The sequence below is a fragment of the Streptomyces sp. NPDC086519 genome (genome assembly GCF_040686075.1).
In the GTDB taxonomy this organism is placed as follows: domain Bacteria; phylum Actinomycetota; class Actinomycetes; order Streptomycetales; family Streptomycetaceae; genus Streptomyces; species Streptomyces shenzhenensis.
Genome location: NZ_JBFBJL010000004.1, coordinates 212,783 through 233,089 on the forward strand (window position 1 = coordinate 212,783; position 20,307 = coordinate 233,089).

Annotated in this window: 18 protein-coding genes and 1 pseudogene; 12 read left to right on the forward strand and 7 right to left on the reverse strand. The window is 73.3% G+C overall.

What is annotated here, in order from left to right:
* Window positions 1-13 precede the first annotated feature (13 nt).
* The 6 genes from AB0P24_RS06665 to AB0P24_RS06690 all read right to left on the reverse strand — a co-directional run bounded on the left by AB0P24_RS06665 (window position 14) and on the right by AB0P24_RS06690 (window position 7,345).
* On the reverse strand, window positions 14-289 hold the full coding sequence (locus AB0P24_RS06665) for an acyl carrier protein (protein ID WP_365791111.1): 276 nt from the start codon (window positions 287-289) through the stop codon (window positions 14-16).
* 5 nt (window positions 290-294) lie between these two features.
* On the reverse strand, window positions 295-1,716 hold the full coding sequence (locus AB0P24_RS06670; protein ID WP_365791112.1) for a dihydrolipoamide acetyltransferase family protein: 1,422 nt from the start codon (window positions 1,714-1,716) through the stop codon (window positions 295-297).
* 1 nt (window position 1,717) lies between these two features.
* Window positions 1,718-2,767, reverse strand: a complete 1,050-nt coding sequence (locus tag AB0P24_RS06675; protein ID WP_365791113.1) for a pyruvate dehydrogenase complex E1 component subunit beta — start codon at window positions 2,765-2,767, stop codon at window positions 1,718-1,720.
* Window positions 2,764-3,765: a pyruvate dehydrogenase (acetyl-transferring) E1 component subunit alpha gene (pdhA, locus tag AB0P24_RS06680; RefSeq protein ID WP_365791114.1), complete on the reverse strand. Its 1,002-nt coding sequence runs from the start codon at window positions 3,763-3,765 to the stop codon at window positions 2,764-2,766. The genes AB0P24_RS06675 and pdhA overlap by 4 nt, the downstream gene beginning before the upstream one ends.
* Window positions 3,762-5,609 (reverse strand): acetate--CoA ligase, encoded by a 1,848-nt coding sequence (gene acsA, locus AB0P24_RS06685; protein WP_365791115.1) that lies wholly within the window; start codon window positions 5,607-5,609, stop codon window positions 3,762-3,764. The genes pdhA and acsA overlap by 4 nt, the downstream gene beginning before the upstream one ends.
* Window positions 5,610-5,827: 218 nt before the next feature.
* Window positions 5,828-7,345 carry a DUF1254 domain-containing protein gene (locus AB0P24_RS06690; protein ID WP_365791116.1) on the reverse strand — a complete coding sequence of 506 codons (1,518 nt, stop codon included), beginning with the start codon at window positions 7,343-7,345 and terminating at the stop codon, window positions 5,828-5,830.
* A 632-nt stretch (window positions 7,346-7,977) separates the two neighbouring features.
* Between AB0P24_RS06690 and AB0P24_RS06695 the strand changes: the two genes are divergently transcribed.
* From AB0P24_RS06695 to AB0P24_RS06715, 5 genes are all read left to right on the forward strand, one after another.
* The gene (locus AB0P24_RS06695) at window positions 7,978-8,811 is read left to right on the forward strand and encodes a M55 family metallopeptidase (protein ID WP_365791117.1); all 834 of its coding nucleotides are present in this window, start codon (window positions 7,978-7,980) and stop codon (window positions 8,809-8,811) included.
* Window positions 8,804-10,108, forward strand: a complete 1,305-nt coding sequence (locus AB0P24_RS06700; protein WP_365791118.1) for a M20/M25/M40 family metallo-hydrolase — start codon at window positions 8,804-8,806, stop codon at window positions 10,106-10,108. The genes AB0P24_RS06695 and AB0P24_RS06700 overlap by 8 nt, the downstream gene beginning before the upstream one ends.
* A gap of 26 nt (window positions 10,109-10,134) precedes the next feature.
* Window positions 10,135-12,069 carry a prolyl oligopeptidase family serine peptidase gene (locus tag AB0P24_RS06705; protein ID WP_365791119.1) on the forward strand — a complete coding sequence of 645 codons (1,935 nt, stop codon included), beginning with the start codon at window positions 10,135-10,137 and terminating at the stop codon, window positions 12,067-12,069.
* 86 nt (window positions 12,070-12,155) lie between these two features.
* Complete coding sequence (locus AB0P24_RS06710) at window positions 12,156-13,079, forward strand: LD-carboxypeptidase (RefSeq protein WP_365791146.1); 924 nt, start codon at window positions 12,156-12,158, stop codon at window positions 13,077-13,079.
* Between the two features lie 66 nt (window positions 13,080-13,145).
* Window positions 13,146-13,709 carry a GNAT family protein gene (locus AB0P24_RS06715; protein WP_365791120.1) on the forward strand — a complete coding sequence of 188 codons (564 nt, stop codon included), beginning with the start codon at window positions 13,146-13,148 and terminating at the stop codon, window positions 13,707-13,709.
* Window positions 13,710-13,819: 110 nt separating this feature from the next.
* Here the strand turns inward: AB0P24_RS06715 and AB0P24_RS06720 are convergent, their stop codons facing one another.
* Entirely contained in the window at window positions 13,820-14,170 is a 351-nt protein-coding gene (locus AB0P24_RS06720) for a VOC family protein (RefSeq protein ID WP_365791121.1), read from the reverse strand.
* A gap of 88 nt (window positions 14,171-14,258) precedes the next feature.
* Here AB0P24_RS06720 and AB0P24_RS06725 point away from each other — a divergent pair, with 88 nt between their 5' ends.
* From AB0P24_RS06725 to AB0P24_RS06755, 7 genes and pseudogenes are all read left to right on the forward strand, one after another.
* Window positions 14,259-14,687: a phage holin family protein gene (locus tag AB0P24_RS06725; RefSeq protein WP_365791122.1), complete on the forward strand. Its 429-nt coding sequence runs from the start codon at window positions 14,259-14,261 to the stop codon at window positions 14,685-14,687.
* A gap of 211 nt (window positions 14,688-14,898) precedes the next feature.
* Window positions 14,899-16,242: an NAD(P)/FAD-dependent oxidoreductase gene (locus AB0P24_RS06730; RefSeq protein ID WP_365791123.1), complete on the forward strand. Its 1,344-nt coding sequence runs from the start codon at window positions 14,899-14,901 to the stop codon at window positions 16,240-16,242.
* Window positions 16,239-18,086 carry a transketolase gene (locus AB0P24_RS06735; RefSeq protein ID WP_365791124.1) on the forward strand — a complete coding sequence of 616 codons (1,848 nt, stop codon included), beginning with the start codon at window positions 16,239-16,241 and terminating at the stop codon, window positions 18,084-18,086. The genes AB0P24_RS06730 and AB0P24_RS06735 overlap by 4 nt, the downstream gene beginning before the upstream one ends.
* Window positions 18,087-18,114: 28 nt before the next feature.
* Window positions 18,115-18,624 (forward strand): annotated as a pseudogene (locus tag AB0P24_RS06740) (DNA primase small subunit domain-containing protein); the annotation flags it as partial.
* 72 nt (window positions 18,625-18,696) lie between these two features.
* Window positions 18,697-19,053: a gas vesicle protein gene (locus tag AB0P24_RS06745; protein ID WP_365791125.1), complete on the forward strand. Its 357-nt coding sequence runs from the start codon at window positions 18,697-18,699 to the stop codon at window positions 19,051-19,053.
* A 55-nt stretch (window positions 19,054-19,108) separates the two neighbouring features.
* Window positions 19,109-19,543, forward strand: coding sequence for a gas vesicle structural protein GvpA (locus tag AB0P24_RS06750; protein WP_365791126.1), 435 nt, complete (start codon window positions 19,109-19,111; stop codon window positions 19,541-19,543).
* Window positions 19,540-20,307, forward strand: a complete 768-nt coding sequence (locus AB0P24_RS06755) for a GvpL/GvpF family gas vesicle protein (protein ID WP_365791127.1) — start codon at window positions 19,540-19,542, stop codon at window positions 20,305-20,307. Before AB0P24_RS06750 ends, AB0P24_RS06755 begins: the two co-directional genes overlap by 4 nt.

Sequence of the window (20,307 nt, forward strand, 5' to 3'; positions counted from 1 at the left end):
GTACTCGGGGGCCTCACGGTGGGGAACCGGCCGCGCCCTGGGACCTGCCGACCAGGAACCTCGTGGCGTCCGCCAGGGTGGTCAGTTCCGGGTAGTCCTCCTCGTCGATACGGACTCCGGTGCGCTCGGACAGCAGCTCCACCAGGCTGAGGAAATCGAGCGAGTCGAGTTCGAGCACGTCACGGAACCGGTCGTCCGGCCGGACCAGGCTGAAGTCCGCGTCGGGAACGATCCGCGTGATCGACTCCTTGATCACCGCCGTGGCCTCCGCGTCGGTCAGGGGATGCACAGGACTCACAGCTCCTCCGGTCTGCGCAGCAGTCGGTCGACCGCCGTGAGGTAGCGGGCTCCCACGGCCCCGTCCGTGGCCCGGTGGTCGGCGGCCAGGGTCGCGGTCACCACCGGGCGCACGCCGAGCATGCCTCCGGCCGCCCAGGGCCGTTCGACGACCGCGCCGAAGCCGACCAGGGCCACCTGGGGCGGATGGATGACGCCGTACACGCTCTCCACGCCCTGGTCGCCCAGGTTGGTGACGGTCAGGGTGGCGCCGGACGCCTCGCTGCCGCGCAGCCGTCCCCGGCGGGTGCGCTCGACGAGGTCCTTGAGACGGTTCATGAGGGCGTCGGGCGGCAGGGTGTCGGCGTCGTGGATCACCGGCGCCAGCAGCCCGCCCCGCCGCAGCGAGACCGCGACGCCCAGATTCACCTCGGACGCGGCGACGAACCCGTCGTCGCGCCAGTAGCCGTTGAGGCTCGGCACCGCGCGCGCGGCCAGCGCGGCGGCCCTCAGCAGCAGGGCGGCCGGCACGAGCCGGTCGGCGGGCGGACGGCCGCGGTTGACCCGGTGCAGCCAGTCCACGGCGGCCGTGAGATCGATGGTGGTGGACAGGTAGTAGTGCGGGATCTCCCGCTTGGAGCGGCTCATGAGTTCGGCGACGGCCCGGCGCATCGCGTCCGTACGCTGTTCCGGGCGGTCGGCGGCCGGTACGGCCGCGGGCGTGCGCCGTGCCCCGTTCTGGGGCCGCTTCCGCTCGCCCTGCCCGGCGCGGGCGCGCACGTCGGCCGCCCGTACCGCCCCGCCGTCCCCGCTACCCCGTACGTCCGTCAGGTCGACGTCGAGGTCGTGGGCGAGACGTCGGGCGTACGGGGTCGACCGCACCCTGGACACGTGGGGCGGCGGGGCGTGTTCGACGTCGGCGCGGGTGACACGTCCGCCGGTGCCGGTGCCGTGCAGCGTCGTCAGGTCGACGCCCCGCAGCTCTGCCAGGTGCCGCACCAGCGGTCCGGCTCCGAGAGCCGCGGCGGCCTCGGTGGGCACCGGCGGTGGGGGCTGCCCGGGTCCGGCTGCCGTCCGTACGGGCCGGCCGGCCGGCTTCGTCCTGCGGGTGTGCGTCGCCTCCCGGGCCGGCTCTCGTCGGGGTTCGGGGCGCTCGTGCGGTGCGGCGGCCGGTGCCCGGGAGGCCGCCCGCGCCCCCGCCGCGGCCCCGCCCTCGATCACCGCGAGCGGGGTCCCCACCGGTACCCGGGTTCCCGCCGGGACGAGGAGCCGTCCCACGGTTCCCGACTCGAAGCACTCGACCTCGATGGCCGCCTTGTCGGTCTCCACGACCGCCACGACATCGCCCTTGCGCACCTGGTCGCCGGGGGCCACGAGCCACTCCTGGAGCAGCCCCTCGGTCATGTCCGCGCCGAGTGAGGGCATGGTGAACTCGGTCATGTCAGCCCGGCCTTCCGGTGGCCGGCGCGGGCTCGCCGACCGTGCGGCGGGCGGCCGCGACGATTCCGTCGGTCTGGGGGAGCGCGGCCTCCTCGAGCCGGCGCGCGTACGGCATGGGCACCTCGGCGCTGCACACCCGCTCGACGGGGGCGTCGAGGTCGTAGAAGTGCTGCTCGGCGAGGCGGGCGGAGATCTCGGCGGCGAGGCTTCCGGTGCGCCAGCCCTCGTCGACGACGACGGCCCGGTGGGTGCGGGCGACCGAGCCGCCGATCGTGGCGTCGTCCAGGGGGCGCAGGGTGCGCAGGTCGATGACCTCCGCGCTGATGCTGCCGTTCGCGAGGTCGTCGGCGGCGGCCAGTGCCTTGGGCAGCGAGCCGCCGTAGGTGATCAGGGAGACGTCCGTGCCGGACCGGCGGACCGCCGCGTGGTCGAGGTCGACGGGGCCGGCGTCGGCGGGCAGGTCGCCGGAGACGTTGTACAGGCTGCCGTGCTCGAAGATCAGCACGGGGTCGGGGTCGGCGAGCGCGGGGGCCAGCATGTGGCGGGCGTCGGTGAGGGTCGCCGGGGCCAGGACCCGCAGGCCGGGGATGTGCGCGTACCAGCCCTCCAGGCTGTGCGAGTGCTGGGCCGCCAGCTGGCGGCCCGCACCGGTGGTCATCCGGATCACGATCGGGACCGGCAGCTGGCCGCCCGACATGTGCAGCAGGGTCGCCGCGTTGTTGAGGATCTGGTCCAGGGCGAGCAGGCTGAAGTTGACCGTCATGATCTCGACGACCGGCCGCAGGCCGGCCAGGGCCGCGCCGATGCCGGCGCCGACGAACGCGGACTCCGACAGCGGGGCGTCCCGGATCCGGTCGGGCCCGAACTCCTCCAGCAGACCGAGGCTGACGCCGAAGCAGCCGCCGTACCGGCCCACGTCCTCGCCCATCAGGAAGACCCGGTCGTCGGCCCGCAGCGCCTCGCGGAGGGCCTCGCGCATCGCCTCCCGGTAGGTCGTCTTCCGGTCGGAGGCGGCGGCCGGCTTCGCGGCAGGGGTGTGGGTCGCGGTCATGGCGGGCTCGCCTCCACCGGGCTGGTGACGTACTTCAGCAGATCCTCGACGGGCTCCTCGGGCGCCGACTCCGCCGCCGCCACGGCACTGTCGAGCTCGGCGGCCAGCCGGTCCTCCAGGGCGCCGCGGGCCTTGTCGGACAGCTCCTTCGCCTCCCGCAGCCGCCGGGCGAGCCCCTCGACCGGGTCCCTTTCCTTCCAGCGCTCGATCTCGGCCTTGTCGCGGTAGCGGTCGGAGTCGTACATGGAATGGGCGCGGAACCGGTACGTGCGCATCTCCAGGAAGTGCGGCCCGCTTCCGCCCCGCACCCCCTCGGCGGCCCGCCGGGCGGCGTCCTCGACGGCGAGGACGTCCATGCCGTCGACGGCCCAGGAGGCCATGCCGTACCCGGCGGCACGCAGCGCGAGGTCCGTCTGGGCCTGGTGGCGGGCCAGCGCGGTGCCCATGGCGTACAGATTGTTCTCACAGACCAGCAGTACGGGCAGCTGCCAGAGCGCGGCCAGGTTGGCGGTCTCGTGGAACTCGCCCTCGGCGAAGGCCCCGTCGCCGAAGAAGCAGCAGGTGATCCGGTTCCGGCCGGTCATGCGGTCGGCGAGGGCGAGGCCGGCCGCGATCGGCAGCCCGCCGCCGACGATGGCGTTGCCGCCGTAGAAGCGGCGCTCGGTGTCGAAGAGGTGCATGGAGCCGCCACGGCCGTGGCTGCAGCCGGTCGCCTTCCCGAACATCTCCGCCATGATCGCCTCGGCCGGCACCCCGCGGGCGAGTGCGTGGCCGTGTTCGCGGTACGTCGACACGACGGCGTCGTCGTCGGTGAGCGCCTCGTTGACGCCGACGGCGACGGCCTCCTCACCGATGTACAGGTGCATGAAGCCCCGGATGCGCGCCGCGCTGTACAGCTCCACGCAGCGTTCCTCGAACCGGCGGACCCGCAGCATCGACTCCAGCAGGGCCAGCCGGTGCGCGGCCTGCGGGTTCGGCCGGGTACGGGTGGTGCTCATACGGACCGCTCCGTCCTCCGCGTGGCCCCCCGCGGGCAGGCGGCGGCGCCGTGGGCGGAGTCCTCCAGGGTGGAGATGTCGCCCTCGGGCAGGCCGAGTTCGCGTGCCCGCAGCAGGCGGCGCATGACCTTGCCGCTGCGGGTGTGCGGCAGGTGCTGGTCGAAGGCGATCTCGCGGGGCGCCACGGCCGGGCCCAGCCGGCGGCGGGAGAAGGCCAGCAGGTCCTGCCGCATCGCCGTGGTCGGGTCGAAGCCGGGTCGCAGTGCGACGAACGCCTTGACGATGTTCCCGGCGACGGGGTCGGGACGGCCGATGACCCCGGCCTCAGCGACCGCCGGATGCTCCATCAGGGCGCTCTCCACCTCGAACGGCCCGATGAGGTGTCCCGCCGACTTGATGACGTCGTCGGCGCGGCCGACGAACCAGTACCAGCCGTCCGCGTCGCGCCGCACCAGGTCGCCGGTGAGGTACCAGCCGTCCGCGAAGGCCGCCGCGGTGCGCCGCTCGTCGTGCAGATAACCCCGGAACATGGACGGCCAGCCGGGCCGCAGCGCCAGCTCGCCCTCCACGCCGGGCTCCTCCAGTACGGTGACGTGCCCGCCCTTCACCTCGGCCCGGCCGTCCTCGCCGCGCCGCAGCACGGCCGCTGCCACGCCCGGCAGCGGACGTCCCATCGAGCCGGGGCGGATGTCGCAGGCGGCGAGGTTGGCGATCATGATGGCGCCGGTCTCGGTCTGCCACCAGTTGTCGTGCACCGGCAGCCCCAGCACGTCCCGCCCCCACAGCACGGCCTCCGGGTTGAGCGGCTCGCCGACCGAGGCGATGAACCGCAGCGCGCCCAGGTCGAACGAGCGGGGTAGGTCGTACGGCCCGGTCCGGGGTGTCGTCCGCATCAGCATGCGCAGGGCCGTCGGCGCCGTGTACCAGACGCTCACCCGCTGCTCGGCGAGGATCCGGTACCAGCGGCGGGCGTCGTAGTCGCCCTCGTCCACGACGACCGTCACCCCGTGCATGAGCGGGGCGACGATCCCGTAGGACATGCCCGTCACCCAGCCGGGATCGGCGGTGCACCAGTACACGTCGTCCGGGTGCAGGTCGAGGGCGTACCACGCGGTCACGTAGTGGGCCACGGCGGCCTCGTGCACGTGCACCGCTCCCTTGGGCGTGCCCGTGGTCCCGCTGGTGAAGTGGAGCAGGGCCATGTCGTCCGGCGCGGTGGGCGGAATGCTGAACGTGTCGTCCGCGTCGGCCATGAGCGCGTCGAAGGAGAGCGTGCCCGCCGGCGCGTCCGCGCCGCCGCCGACGATCAGCACATGCCGCAGACCGGGCAGCCCGTCGCGCTGTCCGGCGACCTTCCTGCGGTACAGCTCCGCCGTGGTGACCAGCACCCGGGCGTCGCTCAGCCGCAGCCGCTGGGCCACCGGGTCCGGGCCGAAGGCGGAGAACAGCGGGCACAGGACGCTGGTGTTCTTCAGCGTGCCCAGGACCACGGTGTACAGCTCGGGGCAGCGTCCCAGCAGTGTGACCACCCGCTCGCCCCGACCGACGCCGAGCCTGCCGAGCACGTTCGCGAACCGCGCGGTGGACCCGGCCAGCTCCCCGTAGGTCACGCAGGTCACGGAGTCGTCCCGCCCGACGCAGCGCAGGGCGACCGCCGCCGCGCGAGCCGACGCCGCGTGCCGGTCCACGGCCTCGTACGCGATGTTCAGCCCTCGTCCGCCGGGCAGCCCCCGCAGCGCGTCCCGCGCCCGCGACCACGAGAAACCCGCGCACTCCGCGTCGTAGTCACGCAGATTCGGGGCAACCCGAGGCGGGGTGGTCTTCCGGACGGTCTCCCCTCGCATGCGGCCCCTCCTTTCTCCGGGCCTCCTCCGATCATCCGTCCGGACGGCATCTTCCGCACCGGGGGAACGGCCCCGCGCGCTCCCAAGCCGGCCGCGGCAGGGTCCGAATCCCGCCGGGGCCCCTGCGCCACCGTTCCGACCTGCGGTTTCTCGGCGAGGTCAACAGCTCGGCCCCGGACGGGACGTCCGGGGCCGAGTGGAGTCCCGGTACGGGGACGTCAGGCGACGCGGGTCAGCGCGGGGCACTCCCAGGTCGCGTCGATCACCTCCGGGCGGGGCCGGTACATGCGCAGGGCCACGAACCAGGCGCCCTTCTTCGCGGTGGGCAGCCAGTTGGCTTCCCTTTCCCGGTCGGGCGGCTCGCTCTGCAGGTGGATGGTCAGTCCGCCGTCCTCGTCCCACCGCAGACCGGCGCTGCGGTCACCGACCGAGTAGCGGTCGGCCGGGTTGGCGATGAGGTTCATGTCCTCCCCGTAGGCGGTCAGCGACCAGAACGCGTCGACCGGGGGCAGGCCCCCGCCGGGGAAGTGCAGTTCGTACCGGCCCTCGGGGGCCAGCTTGTCGCCGTCCGCGTCGTCGAAGTTGAGCAAGTAGACCGCTTCGGCGGGGTCGTTGGCGGCGACACCGATCAGCGACTGGTCGGCGGCGCGTTTGAGGAAGTCGTCGCCGAAGCGTCCCATCTGCGGGGGAGGGTAGCGCCAGCCGTTGACGAGGTGGGCCCAGTCGCCGCTCAGGATCTGCTGCCTGAGCAGGGGCACACCGACGGCGGCGGCCCGGATCAGGCTTCGTTTCACCGCGTCGGGCTGCGCCTCGACGTCGAGGCCGGGGCCCACACCGATCTGGGCGAACTGCTGGAGAAGCACGTGGTGATGGGAGGGCGGGGGGTTCTCGGCCAGCATCGCGTTCAGCGTCTTCCACGGCCCCAGGGGATCCTCCTCCGCCAGGACCGGCGTCAGGACCTCACGGCTCTCGGGGACCTTCGCGTCCGGCCTGCCGAACAGGCTGAGCGGGGTGAGCCGGAACTGCCTCTGGAGTTCCCGGACGCGTGGCACGTCGTCCGGGCCGCTGACGAGGGTGCGGCCGAGGATGAGAACCCACGGGCTCGGGGCCTTCTTCAGGCGCCGCACCTCGGCGGGTAGCTCTCCCTGCCATTCCGGACCGACCAGGGCGAAGCTGCCCGCGCCTGAGCCGGTGGTGCGCTGACCGACGTAGTCGAAGTTGTCGGACGTGATCCCCACCAGTTCGAAGGTGAAGTACCGGTCACCCATGTCGGGATGGGAGAGGACGACCGGCTCGCTGCCGAGGTTCACCCAGGCCGCCGAATACAGGGTGTCGTTGTTGGGGCAGCCGCCGTCGCGGTAGGTCGCGTCCAGCAACCGCTCGGCGTGCCAGAAATGGTTGACGGCCGCGTACGGAACCGTCGAGGGGTTCCGCGGCTGTGTCACCCAGTCGTGCCTCAGCCCGGCGTTGTAGATGTACGGAAACCCGTAGACGAACGCCTGCTGACCCAGCGTGTAGGCGTACTCGCCGCGCCAGTCGTCCACGCGCCCGGTCAGGAGCGGCTTCACCGCCTGACCCAGCATGGGCACGATGTCCGGCAGATGGCGGGCGCGCTCGACCGTGGACTTCGGGTGGAGGACCGCCCGCCCGGCGGCCCGTGCCACCGTGACTGCCGCGTCGGCCACGTCCTCGGGTATCCGCCGCCAGGCAGGGTTGTTCTGTGATGTTTGGGACATGTTCACACCACTTCACTCAACAGCGTCGAGGGCCGGGTCTGCGGACCCCGACCGCGTGGTCACTCCCCCCAGCGGCCATCTTCTCCCGCGTCGCCGGTCGGCGCAGCCGGAGAGCTCCCGACCACGTCCCGTGGGTGTGTGAACGGCACTCGTACGGCGGAACGGCGAAGCCGCCGATGAGCGGGGAGCCACTCAGCGTCAGGTCAACGCGGACGAACGCCCGGAACCTCCGTGTCCGCGCGGCGTGCCCCACACCGAGACCGTCGTGGACCTGCGGTCTTCGACCGTGCGGTCACAGCTCCCGTACGCCGGACGAAGGCGGTGGGCGGCGTCCGGCAGCCGTGGACGACAGGCGACCGCGGCCCGCAGGGCTGCGAAGCCGCCATGTGCGACCGGCCGCTGGCCCCTCGCACGTGGGAAGGATCCGCCCACGATGCCTGCAACGTGGCCGAGTTGTCCGTCCGGCCCGGGCGCCGGCCGTGCCTGGCGGCGTGTGGGACGCCCCGTAGGAAGTTCCCTCGACGACGCGTAACGTGAGGCGGCGTGAAGATCCCCGTCATCGGTGCCCGGTGTCGCAGACTGCTGTCACTCACCGCATGACAAGCCTGTGACCTGCGAGCAGAAGGGCGCGCATGAAGATCCTCATCAGCGCCGACATGGAGGGCGCCACCGGGGTGACCTGGCCCGGTGACGTGCTGCCGGGCACGCCGCAGTGGGAGCGGTGCCGGCCGATGTTCACCTCCGACGTCAACGCCGCCGTCCTCGGCTTCTACGACGGCGGCGCCGACGAGGTCCTCATCAACGAGGCCCACTGGAGCATGCGCAACCTGCTCCTGGAGCAGCTCGACGAGCGCGCCGAGATGCTGACCGGCCGCCACAAGTCGCTGTCCATGGTCGAGGGCGTCCAGCACGGCGACGTCGACGGCATCGCCTTCGTCGGCTACCACACCGGCGCCGGCATGGAGGGCGTCCTCGCCCACACCTACCTCGCCAACTCCATCACCGGCGTCTGGCTGAACGACGTCCGTGCCAGTGAGGGCCTGCTCAACGCGCACGTCGTCGCCGAGTACGGCGTCCCCGTCGTCCTCGTCACCGGCGACGACCTGGCCTGCGAGGACGCCCTCGGCTACGCGCCCGAGGCGCTCAAGGTCGCCGTCAAGGACCACGTGTCGAGGTACGCGGCCGTCTGCCGGACGCCCGCCAGGACCGCCGGCGACATCCGCGCCGCCGCCAAGGACGCGGCCCGGCTCGCCGTACGGCACGAGCCGGTGACCGGCGGGCCGTTCACCGTCGCCCTGGAGTTCGACGCCGAGCACCTCGCCCAGGCCGCCACCGTCGTCCCCGGCGTGGACCGGATCGGCGAGCGGAAGGTGGCGTACACCGAGGGCACCATGTACGACGGCATCCGTACCTTCAAGGCGGTCACCACGATTGTCTCGGCCGCGGTGGAGGAGCAGTATGGCTGACCAGCAGGCACTGGACGAGGTGGTCCGGTTCACCTCGGAGCTGATCCGGATCGACACCAGCAACTTCGGCGGCGGCGACTGCCGGGAGCGGCCCGCCGCCGAGTACGCGGCCGAGCGGCTCGCGGGAGCGGGCCTGGAGCCGATCCTCCTTGAGCGGACCGCGGGACGCACCAACGTCGTCGCCCGCGTCGAGGGCACGGACCCCGCCGCCGACGCGCTGCTCGTCCACGGCCACCTCGACGTCGTACCCGCCCAGGCCGCCGACTGGAGCGTCGACCCGTTCTCCGGGGAGATCCGCGACGGGGTCGTGTGGGGGCGGGGCGCCGTCGACATGAAGAACATGGACGCGATGATCCTGGCGGTGGTGCGGGGCTGGGCCCGGGAGGGGGTGCGGCCGCGCCGGGACATCGTCGTCGCCTTCACCGCCGACGAGGAGGCCAGCGCCGAGGACGGCTCCGGGTTCCTCGCCGACCACCACCCCGAGCTGTTCGAGGGCTGCACCGAGGGCGTCGGCGAGTCGGGCGCCTTCACCTTCCACGACGGCACCGGACGGCACCTCTACCCCGTCGCCGCCGGCGAGCGCGGCACGGCCTGGCTCAAACTCACCGCGCGCGGCCGGGCCGGACACGGCTCCAAGGTCAACAAGGAGAACGCGGTCACCCGCCTCGCCGCCGCCGTCACCCGCATCGGCGCCCACCAGTGGCCGCTCCGCCTCACCCCCACGGTCAGCGCCGCCCTCACCGAACTTGCTGCCCTCTACGGCATCGAACCCGACCTCACCGACGTCGACGTGCTCCTCGACAAGCTCGGCCCGGCCGCCCGACTGGTCGAGGCCACCGTCCGCAACAGCGCGAACCCGACCATGCTGAATGCCGGTTACAAGGTCAACGTGATCCCCGGCGAGGCCGTCGCCTTCGTCGACGGACGCTATCTGTACGGCACCGAGGACGAGTTCCGCGCCACCCTCGACCGCCTCACCGGCCCCGACGTCGACTGGGAGTTCCACCACCGCGAGGTCGCCCTCCAGGCACCGCTGGACTCACCGACGTACGCCCGGATGCGCGCTGCCGTCGAGGAGTTCGCCCCCGACGGGCACGTGGTGCCGTACTGCATGTCGGGCGGCACCGACGCCAAGCAGTTCTCCCGGCTCGGCATCACCGGCTACGGCTTCGCCCCGCTCAAGCTCCCCGAGGACCTGGACTACCAGGCCCTGTTCCACGGCGTCGACGAACGCGTCCCCGTCGAGGCCCTGCACTTCGGCGTCCAGGTCCTGGACCGCTTCCTGCGCACGGCGTAGCACGGCATAGGCGAGTAGGAGAGAACGTGGAGACGAAGGCGTACGGCTCGTGGCCCTCACCCGTCGACGCGGCCCTGGCCGCGGCCCACGACGGCTTCGCCGAGTGGGTGGGCTTCGTCGGCGACGAGCCCTGGTGGACCGAACCCCGGCCCGCGGAGGGCGGCCGCAGAACCCTGGTACGCGGCGGCAGCGGCGAGTCCGTGCTGCCCGCGCCGTGGAACGTCCGCAGCCGGGTCATCGAGTACGGCGGACGGCCGTGGGCTGGCGCCGTCCCCGACGACGGCGGTCAACCGCTGCTGGTCTTCGTCCACTTCGACGACCAGCGGCTGTACCGGTACCAGCCCGGCGAAGCACCCCGGCCGCTGACCCCGCCCGGACCCCGCTGGGCCGACCCGCAGTTGCTGCTCGACCGGGGCGAAGTCTGGTGCGTCCTGGAGGAGTTCACCGGAGAGGCGCCCACCGACGTACGGCGGGTGCTGGCCGCCGTACCGCTGGACGGCTCGGCCGCCGACGACCGGGCCGCCGTACGCGAACTCACCGACGGCCGGCACCGGTTCGTCACCGGGCCGCGCCTGACCCACGACGGGCGCCGGGCCGCCTGGCTCGCCTGGGACCATCCGCGGATGCCGTGGGACGGCACGGAGCTGCTGGTCGGCGAGGTCGGCGCCGACGGCGTCCTGCACGAGGTCCGCACCGTGGCCGGCGGTCCGGCGGAGGCCGTCGCGCAGGTGGAGTGGTCCGCGGACGACCGGCTGCTGTACACGAGCGACCGCGGCGGCTGGTGGAACCTGTACCGCGACGACGAACCCCTGTGCCCGCGCGAGGAGGAGTTCGCGGGCCCGCTGTGGCGGCTCGGCCAGAACTGGTTCGCGCCGCTCGGCAACGGGCTGATCGCCGTCCTGCACGGCCGCGGGGCGATGGCCCTCGGGATACTCGATCCGGAAACCGGTGAGATCGCCGACGCCGCCGGACCGTGGACCGAGTTCTCCGCCACGCTCGCCGTGCACGGCACCCGCGTCCTCGCGGTCGGCGCCGGCCCGCGCACCGCCCACGAGGTCGTCGAACTCGACACCGCCTCCGGCCGCACCCGGGTCGTCGGCACCCCGCACCAGGACCCGGTCGACCCCGCCTACTACCCCGAGCCGCAGGTCCGCACCTTCGCCGGGCCCGGCGGCCGCGAGGTGCACGCCCACATCCACCCGCCCCACCACCCCGGCCACACCGCCCCCGAGGGCGAGCTGCCGCCGTACGTCGTCTGGGCGCACGGCGGCCCCACCAGCAGGGCACCGCTCGTCCTCGACCTCGCCATCGCCTACTTCACCACCCGGGGCATCGGCGTCGCCGAGGTCAACTACGGCGGCTCCACCGGATTCGGGCGCGCGTACCGGGAGCGGCTGCGCGGGCAGTGGGGCGTGGTCGACGTCGAGGACTGCGCGGCCGTCGCGCTCGCCCTCGCCGAGGAGGGCACCGCCGACCGTGCCCGGCTCGCGATCCGCGGCGGCAGCGCCGGCGGCTGGACCGCGGCCGCCTCCCTGACCGGCACCGACGTCTACGCCTGCGGCGCCATCTCCTACCCCGTCCTCGACCTCACCAGCTGGGGTGCGGGGGAGACCCACGACTTCGAGTCCCAGTACCTGGAATCCCTGATCGGCCCGCTGGCCGAGGTGCCCGAGCGGTACGTCGAGCGGTCGCCCAGCCGGCACGTCGACCGGCTCACCGCGCCGTTCCTGCTGCTCCAGGGGCTGGACGACGTGATCTGCCCGCCCGCCCAGTGCGAACGCTTCCTCGCCCGGCTCGACGGCCGCCCGGTACCGCACGCCTACCTCACCTTCGCGGGCGAGGGCCACGGCTTCCGGCGTGCCGACACCCTGGTCCGTGCCCTGGAGTCCGAGCTCGCCCTTTACGCTCAGGTGTTCGGGCTGGACGTGCCCGGAATTCCCGAGCTGGAGCTGGTGAAGTGAGCGAAGTGACCGCGGTGACGGCAGCGACCGGACCGACCGGAGCGACCGGAGCGACCGGACCGGCCGGACCGGCCGGGGCGACCTCGGTGGCCGGACTGGCGAGGCCGCCGAGGCTCTTCGCCGGGGCGCGGGTCGCGGTCGTGGCGCCGAGCGGGCCGGTGGTGGAGGAGCGGCTCCAGGCCGGCCTCGACATCCTGCGCGGCTGGGACCTCGACCCGGTCGTGGCACCCCATGTGCTCGCCAGGGACAGCGAGCTGGGGTACCTCGCGGGCTCCGACGCGGACCGCGCGGCCGACCTCCAGCAGGCCTGGTGCGACCCCTCCGTGTCCGCCGTGCTCTGCGCGCGCGGCGGTTACGGCGCACAGCGCATGGTCGACCTGCTCGACTGGGAGGCGATGCGGGCGGCCGGGCCGAAGGCGTTCGTCGGCTTCAGCGACGCGACCGTGCTGCACGAGGCGTTCGCGACCCGGCTCGGGCTCGCCACCCTGTACGGGCCCGTGGCCGCCGGCGCGGACTTCGTCAAGAGCGCCGAGGCACAGGACCATCTGCGGGCCACCCTCTTCGCCCCGGAGACGGTCCGCACCATCCCCTCCCGGGGTGCCGCGCTGGTGGGCGGCCGGGCCAGGGGCGTCACCGTCGGCGGCTGTCTGCGGCTGCTCGCGGCCGGCCTCGGCACCCCGCACACCCACACCGGCGCCCGCGGCGGACTGCTCGTCCTGGAGGACGTCAGCGAGCGGCCGTACAGCCTCGACCGGAGCATCACCCAACTGCTGCGGTCCGGCTGGCTCGACGGCGTCGCCGGGATCCTGCTCGGCTCCTGGGACCGGTGCGGGCCCTACGAGGAGGTACGGCCGATGCTCCTCGACCGGCTCGGCGGGCTGGGCGTGCCGGTGCTGGACGAGTTCGGGTTCGGGCACTGCGAGGCGGCCCTGACCATCCCGCTCGGGGTGGCCGCGGAACTGGACGCGGACGCGGGCACACTCACCCTGCTGGAGCCGGCGCTGCGCTGACGGCCCTCGGGACCTGGGGAGCGTATGCCACGGAACGCCTGAGCCGGCTCCGCGTAGGGTGACGGGATGCCGCACACCGCTTCCCGTTATCTCGCCGAGGGCCCCCGCGTGGGCATCCGCCACTACACCTACGAGGACGGCGCCGAGTTCATCGCCCGTGCCCGGGAGAGCAAGGACCTCCACCAGCCGTGGCTGTTCCCGCCCACCACGGACGCGGCCTACGCCGGCTACGCGGGACGCCTGATCGAGGACCGCAGCAAGGCCGGGTTCCTGGTGTGCGAGAAGGAGGGCGGGGAGCACGGCAAGGAGATCGCCGGGTTCATCAACATCAACAACATCGTCGAGGGCGGCTTCCAGTGCGGTGCGCTCGGCTACGGCGTGTTCGCGCACGCGGCCGGGCGGGGGCTGATGCGGGAGGCGATGGGCCTCGTCGTGGACCACGCTTTCGGGCCGATGCGGTTGCACCGGCTGGAGATCAACGTGCAGCCCGGCAACGCCGCGTCCATCGCGCTCGCCCGCGGTGCCGGGTTCCGGCTGGAGGGGTTCTCACCGAACATGATCTACATCGACGGGGCCTGGCGGGACCACGAACGCTGGGCGATCACGGCGGAGATGCGCACCACCGGCTGACCTTTGCGCACGCCGCTGGCAGGCGGCCGTCGGCCGGCCGGGGGCAGCGGCTCGGTGACGAGCCGCTGCCCGCGCGGTACGGCGTCCGGATGCGGCCGCAGGGCCTTCGATCAGTCCTGGTGCTGGTCGACGTACTCGAAGACCGAGCCGTCCGGGTGCATGGCGAGCAGATTGCGGCCGACGGGTGTGGGCACCGGCCCGGCGAGGATGCGCGCGCCGAGGCCGTCAAGGAGCCGGTGGGCCGCGTCGACGTCCTTCACCGCGATGGTCGCGGTCACCTTGCGCAGCACCTCCAGTTCCGCCTCCGGACCGCTCATCAGAAGGAACGAGCCGACCGCGGCGACCTGCACGCCGCCGCGTTCGAAACGCAGGGCTCTGCCGCCGGAGAGGCGTTCGTAGAACGGGATCGCGGTATCGAGGTCGTCGACGCAGATGCGCAGGGAGGCGCCCAGAATCTCCATGCGTACGAGCCTAGTTGCCGCGGGCCGGGAGGACGCCACCTCCGCTGATCTCCTGTTACGGCATTACCCGTCCGGGTACCCGCAGGGCATGGAACACCTGGATCATCTCGAACATCTGGACAAGGACCTTGTCGACGAGCTGGCACAGGTCGCGCGCGAGACCGTGCGGGAGGAACTGCGCGAGCAGGGCCGCAAGCGGCGGCGGGCCGCCATGCTGTACGGCGCGTCCGGGGCGGTAGCCCTGTACGCGGGGGCCGCGGTGGCGCTGGCCATGGGGCTGGCGTGGGCGATCCTGCTGCCGGCGTGGGCCGCGGCGCTGGTCACCGCGGTGATCCTGGGGGCGGTTTCCTACGGGCTGCGGGAGGCGGGGCGGCCCAAGAGGCCGCATGCTCCGCACCGGGTGGTCGGGGGGACGGCGCCCGGGGGGCCGCCCGGGGGGCTGTCGTATCCGCCCATGCCGCAGGCTCCGCCGGCGGAGCCGGGTACCGACCCGGAGTCGCCTCATCACCGGGGTTGACGTAGGGCGCCGGTGGAGTGGGGGCGGGCCGGCCGCGGATCGCAGGCGCCTGCTCGCGCCCACGCGGCGGCGGCCGCGTACGGATCACCGCCCCGCGCCCCTCTTCGGGAGCGCGTCGCAGGAGGCGGTGGTTTCGACGCGCGGCGTTTCGAGGTCCCGCCTACGGTTACGTGGGAGGCCCTGGACCTCGTCGTATCGCCGGAGGCGCACCGTGAGTCGTCGACCCCGGATCGTGATTGTCGGCGCGGGGTTCGCCGGGTACCGCGCGGCCCGTACGCTCGCGCGGCTGGCTCGGGACCGTGCCGAGATCACCCTGCTCAACCCCACCGACTACTTTCTGTATCTGCCCCTGCTGCCCCAGGTCGCCGCGGGGATCCTCGATCCCCGGCGGATCGCCCTCCCGCTGCCCGGTGCCCTTCGCGGGGTGCGGACGGTGCTCGGGGAGGCGGATCATGTCGATCTCGACGGGCAGCGTGTGCACTACACCGACCCCGAGGGCGGCGGCGGCAGCCTCGGCTACGAACGGCTGGTGCTGACCGTCGGCAGCGTCAACAAACTGTTGCCCGTCCCGGGTGTGGCCGAGCACGCGCACGGGTTTCGCGGGCTGCCCGAGGCGCTCTATCTGCGGGACCACGTGATCCGGCAGATCGAACTGGCCGCCGTGGCCGGCGACCCCGCACTGGCCGCGGCCCGGTGCACCTTCGTCGTCGTCGGTGCCGGGTACACCGGGACCGAGGTCGCCGCCCACATGCGGATGCTCACCGCCGAGCTGGCCCGCCGCGACCGCCTGCCGCGGGGGGTGCGGCCGCGCTGGCTGCTGCTGGACGTGGCGCCCCGGGTGCTGCCCGGGATGGACGAGAAGCTGTCCCGAACGGCCGACCGGGTGCTGCGCCGCCGGGGGGTCGAGGTACGGATGGGGACCTCCGTGAAAGAGGCCACCCGGGACGGGGTGCTGCTCTCCGACGGGGAGTTCGTCGCGTCACGGACCCTCGTGTGGTGCGTCGGCGTACGGCCCGACCCGCTCGTGGAGGCCATCGGGCAGCCGCTGGAGAAGGGGCGGCTGATCGTCGATCCGTACCTTCAAGTGCCCGGCTGCGCCCACGTGTTCGCCTGCGGGGACGCGGCCGCGGTGCCCGACCTCGTCAATCCCGGCGGGTTCACGCCGATGACCGCGCAGCACGCCTGGCGGCAGGGCCGGGTGGCCGCCGAGAACGTGGCCGCCTCGCTCGGCGCCGGACGGCGCCGGCGCCCCTATCGCCACCGCGACCTGGGGTTCGTCGTCGACCTCGGTGGTGTGCAGGCCGCCGCCGACCCGCTGGGGGTGCCGCTGTCCGGGCCGCCCGCCGGGCTGGTGACCCGCGGCTACCACCTCGCGGCGATGCCCGCGGGGCGGGTCCGGGTCGCCGCCGACTGGCTGCTGGACGCCGTACTGCCGCGCCAGGGCGTCCAGCTGGGCCTCGTCCGGTCCTGGTCGGTGCCCCTGGACACGGCCTCGCCTGAGCTGCCGAAGGCCCCCGCATCCGTCACGGACCATCCCCCGGAAGGAGCCACATGAACACCGCCGAACTCGTCGAGCTCGCCCAGCAGTTGCGCGTGGACAGCGTGCGGGCGGCAGCCGCCGCCCAGTCCGGGCATCCGACCTCGTCGATGTCCGCCGCCGATCTGATGGCGGTCCTGCTCGCCCACCATCTGCGCTACGACTTCGAGCGGCCCGAGCACCCCGGCAACGACCGCTTCATCCTCTCCAAGGGCCATGCCTCGCCGCTGCTGTACGCCGCTTACAAGGCGGCCGGCGCCATCGACGACGCCGAGCTGCTCACCTTCCGCAAGCTCGGCAGCCATCTGGAGGGGCACCCGACCCCGCGCCGGCTGCCATGGGTGGAGACCGCCACCGGCTCCCTCGGCCAGGGCCTGCCGGTCGGGGTCGGGATCGCGCTGTCCGGGAAGCGGCTGGAACACGGCCGCTACCGGGTCTGGGTGCTGTGCGGGGACAGCGAGCTGGCGGAGGGCTCCGTGTGGGAGGCCGCCGAGCACGCCGGGTACGAGCACCTCGACAACCTCACCGCGATCGTGGACGTCAACCGGCTCGGGCAGCGCGGCCCCACCCGGCACGGCCACGACCTCGACGCCTACGCCCGCCGCTTCCAGGCCTTCGGCTGGCACACGGTGGAGATCGACGGCCACGACGTGGACGCCGTCGACCGCGCCTGCGGCGAGGCCGCCTCCACCGCCGGACAGCCCACCGTGATCCTCGCGCGCACCCGCAAGGGCCGGGGCGTCGCCGCCGTCGAGGACCGTGAGGGCATGCACGGCAAGCCGCTGCCCGACGCCGAGGAGGCCATCGCCGAACTCGGCGGAGTACGCGACCTGCGCGTCCACGTGCAGGAGCCGCCGGCGGCCCGCGCCCTGCACTCCGTGCCCACCGGCGCGCTCGAACTCCCGCGCTACGAAAGGGGAGAAGAGGTCCCCACCCGGGACGCCTTCGGCAAGGCGCTCGTCGCGCTCGGCCACGCCCGCGCCGACGTGGTCGCGCTGGACGGCGAGGTCGGCGACTCCACCCGTACCGAGCTCTTCGGCAAGGAACACCCCGACCGCTACTTCGAGTTCTACATCGCCGAACAGCAACTCGTCGCCGGCGCCGTCGGCATGGCCGTGCGCGGCTGGGTGCCGTACGCCTCCACCTTCGCCGCCTTCTTCAGCCGGGCCTACGACTTCGTGCGCATGGCCTCCGTCAGCGGCAGCGGGATCAACCTGGTCGGCTCGCACGCGGGCGTGGCCATCGGGCAGGACGGGCCCTCCCAGATGGGCCTGGAGGACCTGGCGATGTTCCGCGCGGTGTACGGCTCGACCGTGCTCTACCCGTGCGACGCCAACCAGACAGCCCGGCTCGTCGCCACCATGGCCGGACTCGACGGCATCCGCTATCTGCGCACCTCACGCGGGGCCGCCCCGGTGATCTACGGCCCGGACGAGGAGTTCCCGGTCGGCGGCAGCAAGGTGCTGCGCTCCTCCGAGGAGGACCGGCTGACCGTGGTCGCCGCCGGGGTCACCGTGCACGAGGCGCTGAAGGCCGCCGACGCGCTCGCCGAGGACGGCATCCCGATCCGGGTCGTCGACCTGTACTCCGTGAAGCCCGTGGACCGGCGGACGCTGCGCATCGCCGCCGAGGAGACCGGCTGTCTGCTCACCGTCGAGGACCACCACGAGGAGGGCGGGATCGGCGACGCGGTCGCGGAGGCGTTCGCCGACGGCAGGCCCGTGCCGCGGCTGGTCCGGCTCGCCGTGCGGACCATGCCGGGTTCGGCCGCCCCCGACCAGCAGCTGCACGCCGCCGGGATCGACGCCGACGCGATCGCGGCGGCCGGGCGGCTGATGGTCGAGGAGGCGGTCGTGCGATGAGCCGGGACGAGGTGCGGCCGGTGCGGGCCCGCCCGGCGACGACTTCGCCCCGGTGCGGGAGGCCGCCGGCTGGGCCGGGGACCTGCTCGACCGGCTCGGGCTCCCGTCGGCGCCGATGACCACCGGATCCCGGGGACTGCACCTCGTCGTACCGCTGAACAGCCGCTGCGATGCCGACGAGGTCCGCGCCTTCGCCCGCGAGCTGGCCCAGCAGCTCGCCGCCGAGCACCCCGACCGGCTCACCACAGCCGTCCGCAAGGCCGACCGCGGCGACCGGCTCTTCCTGGACACGGGCCGCAACGCCTACGCCCAGACCGCGGTGGCCCCCTACACCGTGCGGGCCAGGCCCGGGGCCCCCGTCGCCGTACCGATCAGCTGGGACCAGCTCGCCGATCCGGCCCTGCACGCCCGCCGCTGGACCATCGCCGACGCCGTCGACCAGGCCCGTACCAGGCCCTGGGCCGGCATCCCCGCCCGGCGCCGGGCGCTCGGGCCCGCCCGGCGAGGGCTCGGCGCGTTGCGCACCGGATCCGGCTGACCGCACCGCGTCACCGACCGGTTGTGAAGGTTTGACCCCGAGACCTCCGGCCACTCGGACCAAGAGGTGGCCATGACGAACACAAACGACACGTCTCAGACGCAGGATTCACGCAAAGAGCGCAAACGCGACGACGGACCCGACACGGCATCGGACCGGCCGAGCCCCATGGAGGTTCTGCGCCAGGCCCGCGCCCAGCTCGCCGAGCTCACCGGGATGGCCGCCGAGTCCGTGTCGTCCTTCGAACAGACCGAGGACGGCTGGGAGTTGGAGGTCGAAGTCCTGGAACTGCCCAGGGTGCCCGACACCATGAGCCTGATGGCGAGCTACCAGGTCGAGCTCGACCCGCAAGGACAGCTCACCGGCTACCGGCGCGTGCGCCGCTACGAACGCGGACGCGCCGACGCACACCGGCCCGGTGGCCGCTAGGCCGCCCGCCCGTGCCCACGGACAGGGCCCACGACATGGAGGAGGTTGGACAGGCATGACCGTTGTACCGGCACAGCAGACCGGCGGAGGCGGTAGCAGCGGCCTCTACGACGTGCTCGAACTCGTCCTCGACAGGGGGCTCGTCATTGACGCGTTCGTGCGGGTCTCCCTGGTCGGCATCGAGATCCTCAAGATCGACATACGGGTCGTCGTCGCCAGCGTCGACACCTACCTGCGCTTCGCGGAGGCCTGCAACCGGCTCGACCTGGAGGCCGGGCCGCACAAGAGCCCCGGCCTGCCCGACCTCGTCGGCGAGGTCACCGAGTCCGGTGCCCGGGGCAAGTCGAAGGGCGCGCTCTCCGGAGCCGCCGAGACGATCTCGGACGCCTTCAAGCAGGCCCGCGAGGAGCACTCGGGCGAGACCGAGTCCAGGTCGCGCCCCCGTAGGACCGCCACGGCGCGTCGCAAGGAGAGGGAGGAAGAGGAGTGAGTACGTACGTCTACGGCATCACGGCCGCCGCGCATCCCGCTCTGCCCGACGGTATGGAGGGGGTGGGGGATCCGCCGCGCCCGGTGCGTGTGCTCACCGAGGGCGAACTGGCCGCCATCGTCAGTGATGCCCCCGAAGGACTCCGGCCCAAGCGCCGCGACCTGCTCGCCCACCAGAACGTGCTGGCGGAGTCCGGGGGCGGCGGCTGCGTGCTGCCGATGCGGTTCGGCAGTGTCGCCCCGGACGACGACACCGTCACCGGGGTCCTCGCCGAACGCGCCGACCACTACCTGGAGCGGCTGCGCACCCTCGACGGCAAGGTCGAGTACAACGTCAAGGCCAGCCATGTCGAAGAGGCCGTGCTGCACCGCGTGATGTCCGAGAGGCCCGAGCTGCGCGCCCTGGCCGAGGCCAACCGGAAGGCGGGCGGCGGGTCTTACGAGAGCCGGCTGGAGCTCGGCGAGATGGTGGCGGGCGCCGTCAAGGCCCGGGAGGCCCAGGACGCGGCCGAGGTGCGGCAGGCACTGGAGCCCGAGGCGTCCGCCGTCAGCGTGGGTCCGGAATCCACCGGCTGGCTCGTCAACCTGTCCTTCCTCCTGGACCGGCACTCCACCGAGACCTTCCTGGCCGGCGTGGAGCGGCTGCGCAAGAGCCATCCGCATCTGGACCTGAGCGTCAACGGACCGCTCCCGCCGTACAGCTTCGTCGAACCGGGGCCCTCCGAACCGGCGGCCAGCACGGCCGGGGCGGCCCGGAAGCAATAA

Coding starts and splice junctions, on each gene's coding strand:
- AB0P24_RS06720 (WP_365791121.1), bottom strand. CDS start 14,170: ATGGAGATTCTGGGCGCCTCCCTGCGCATCTGCGTCGACGACCTCGAT.
- AB0P24_RS06700 (WP_365791118.1), top strand. CDS start 8,804: ATGGCTGACCAGCAGGCACTGGACGAGGTGGTCCGGTTCACCTCGGAG.
- AB0P24_RS06745 (WP_365791125.1), top strand. CDS start 18,697: ATGACGAACACAAACGACACGTCTCAGACGCAGGATTCACGCAAAGAG.
- AB0P24_RS06675 (WP_365791113.1), bottom strand. CDS start 2,767: ATGACCGCGACCCACACCCCTGCCGCGAAGCCGGCCGCCGCCTCCGAC.
- AB0P24_RS06735 (WP_365791124.1), top strand. CDS start 16,239: ATGAACACCGCCGAACTCGTCGAGCTCGCCCAGCAGTTGCGCGTGGAC.
- AB0P24_RS06670 (WP_365791112.1), bottom strand. CDS start 1,716: ATGACCGAGTTCACCATGCCCTCACTCGGCGCGGACATGACCGAGGGG.
- AB0P24_RS06750 (WP_365791126.1), top strand. CDS start 19,109: ATGACCGTTGTACCGGCACAGCAGACCGGCGGAGGCGGTAGCAGCGGC.
- pdhA (WP_365791114.1), bottom strand. CDS start 3,765: ATGAGCACCACCCGTACCCGGCCGAACCCGCAGGCCGCGCACCGGCTG.
- AB0P24_RS06695 (WP_365791117.1), top strand. CDS start 7,978: ATGAAGATCCTCATCAGCGCCGACATGGAGGGCGCCACCGGGGTGACC.
- acsA (WP_365791115.1), bottom strand. CDS start 5,609: ATGCGAGGGGAGACCGTCCGGAAGACCACCCCGCCTCGGGTTGCCCCG.
- AB0P24_RS06690 (WP_365791116.1), bottom strand. CDS start 7,345: ATGTCCCAAACATCACAGAACAACCCTGCCTGGCGGCGGATACCCGAG.
- AB0P24_RS06725 (WP_365791122.1), top strand. CDS start 14,259: ATGGAACACCTGGATCATCTCGAACATCTGGACAAGGACCTTGTCGAC.
- AB0P24_RS06715 (WP_365791120.1), top strand. CDS start 13,146: ATGCCGCACACCGCTTCCCGTTATCTCGCCGAGGGCCCCCGCGTGGGC.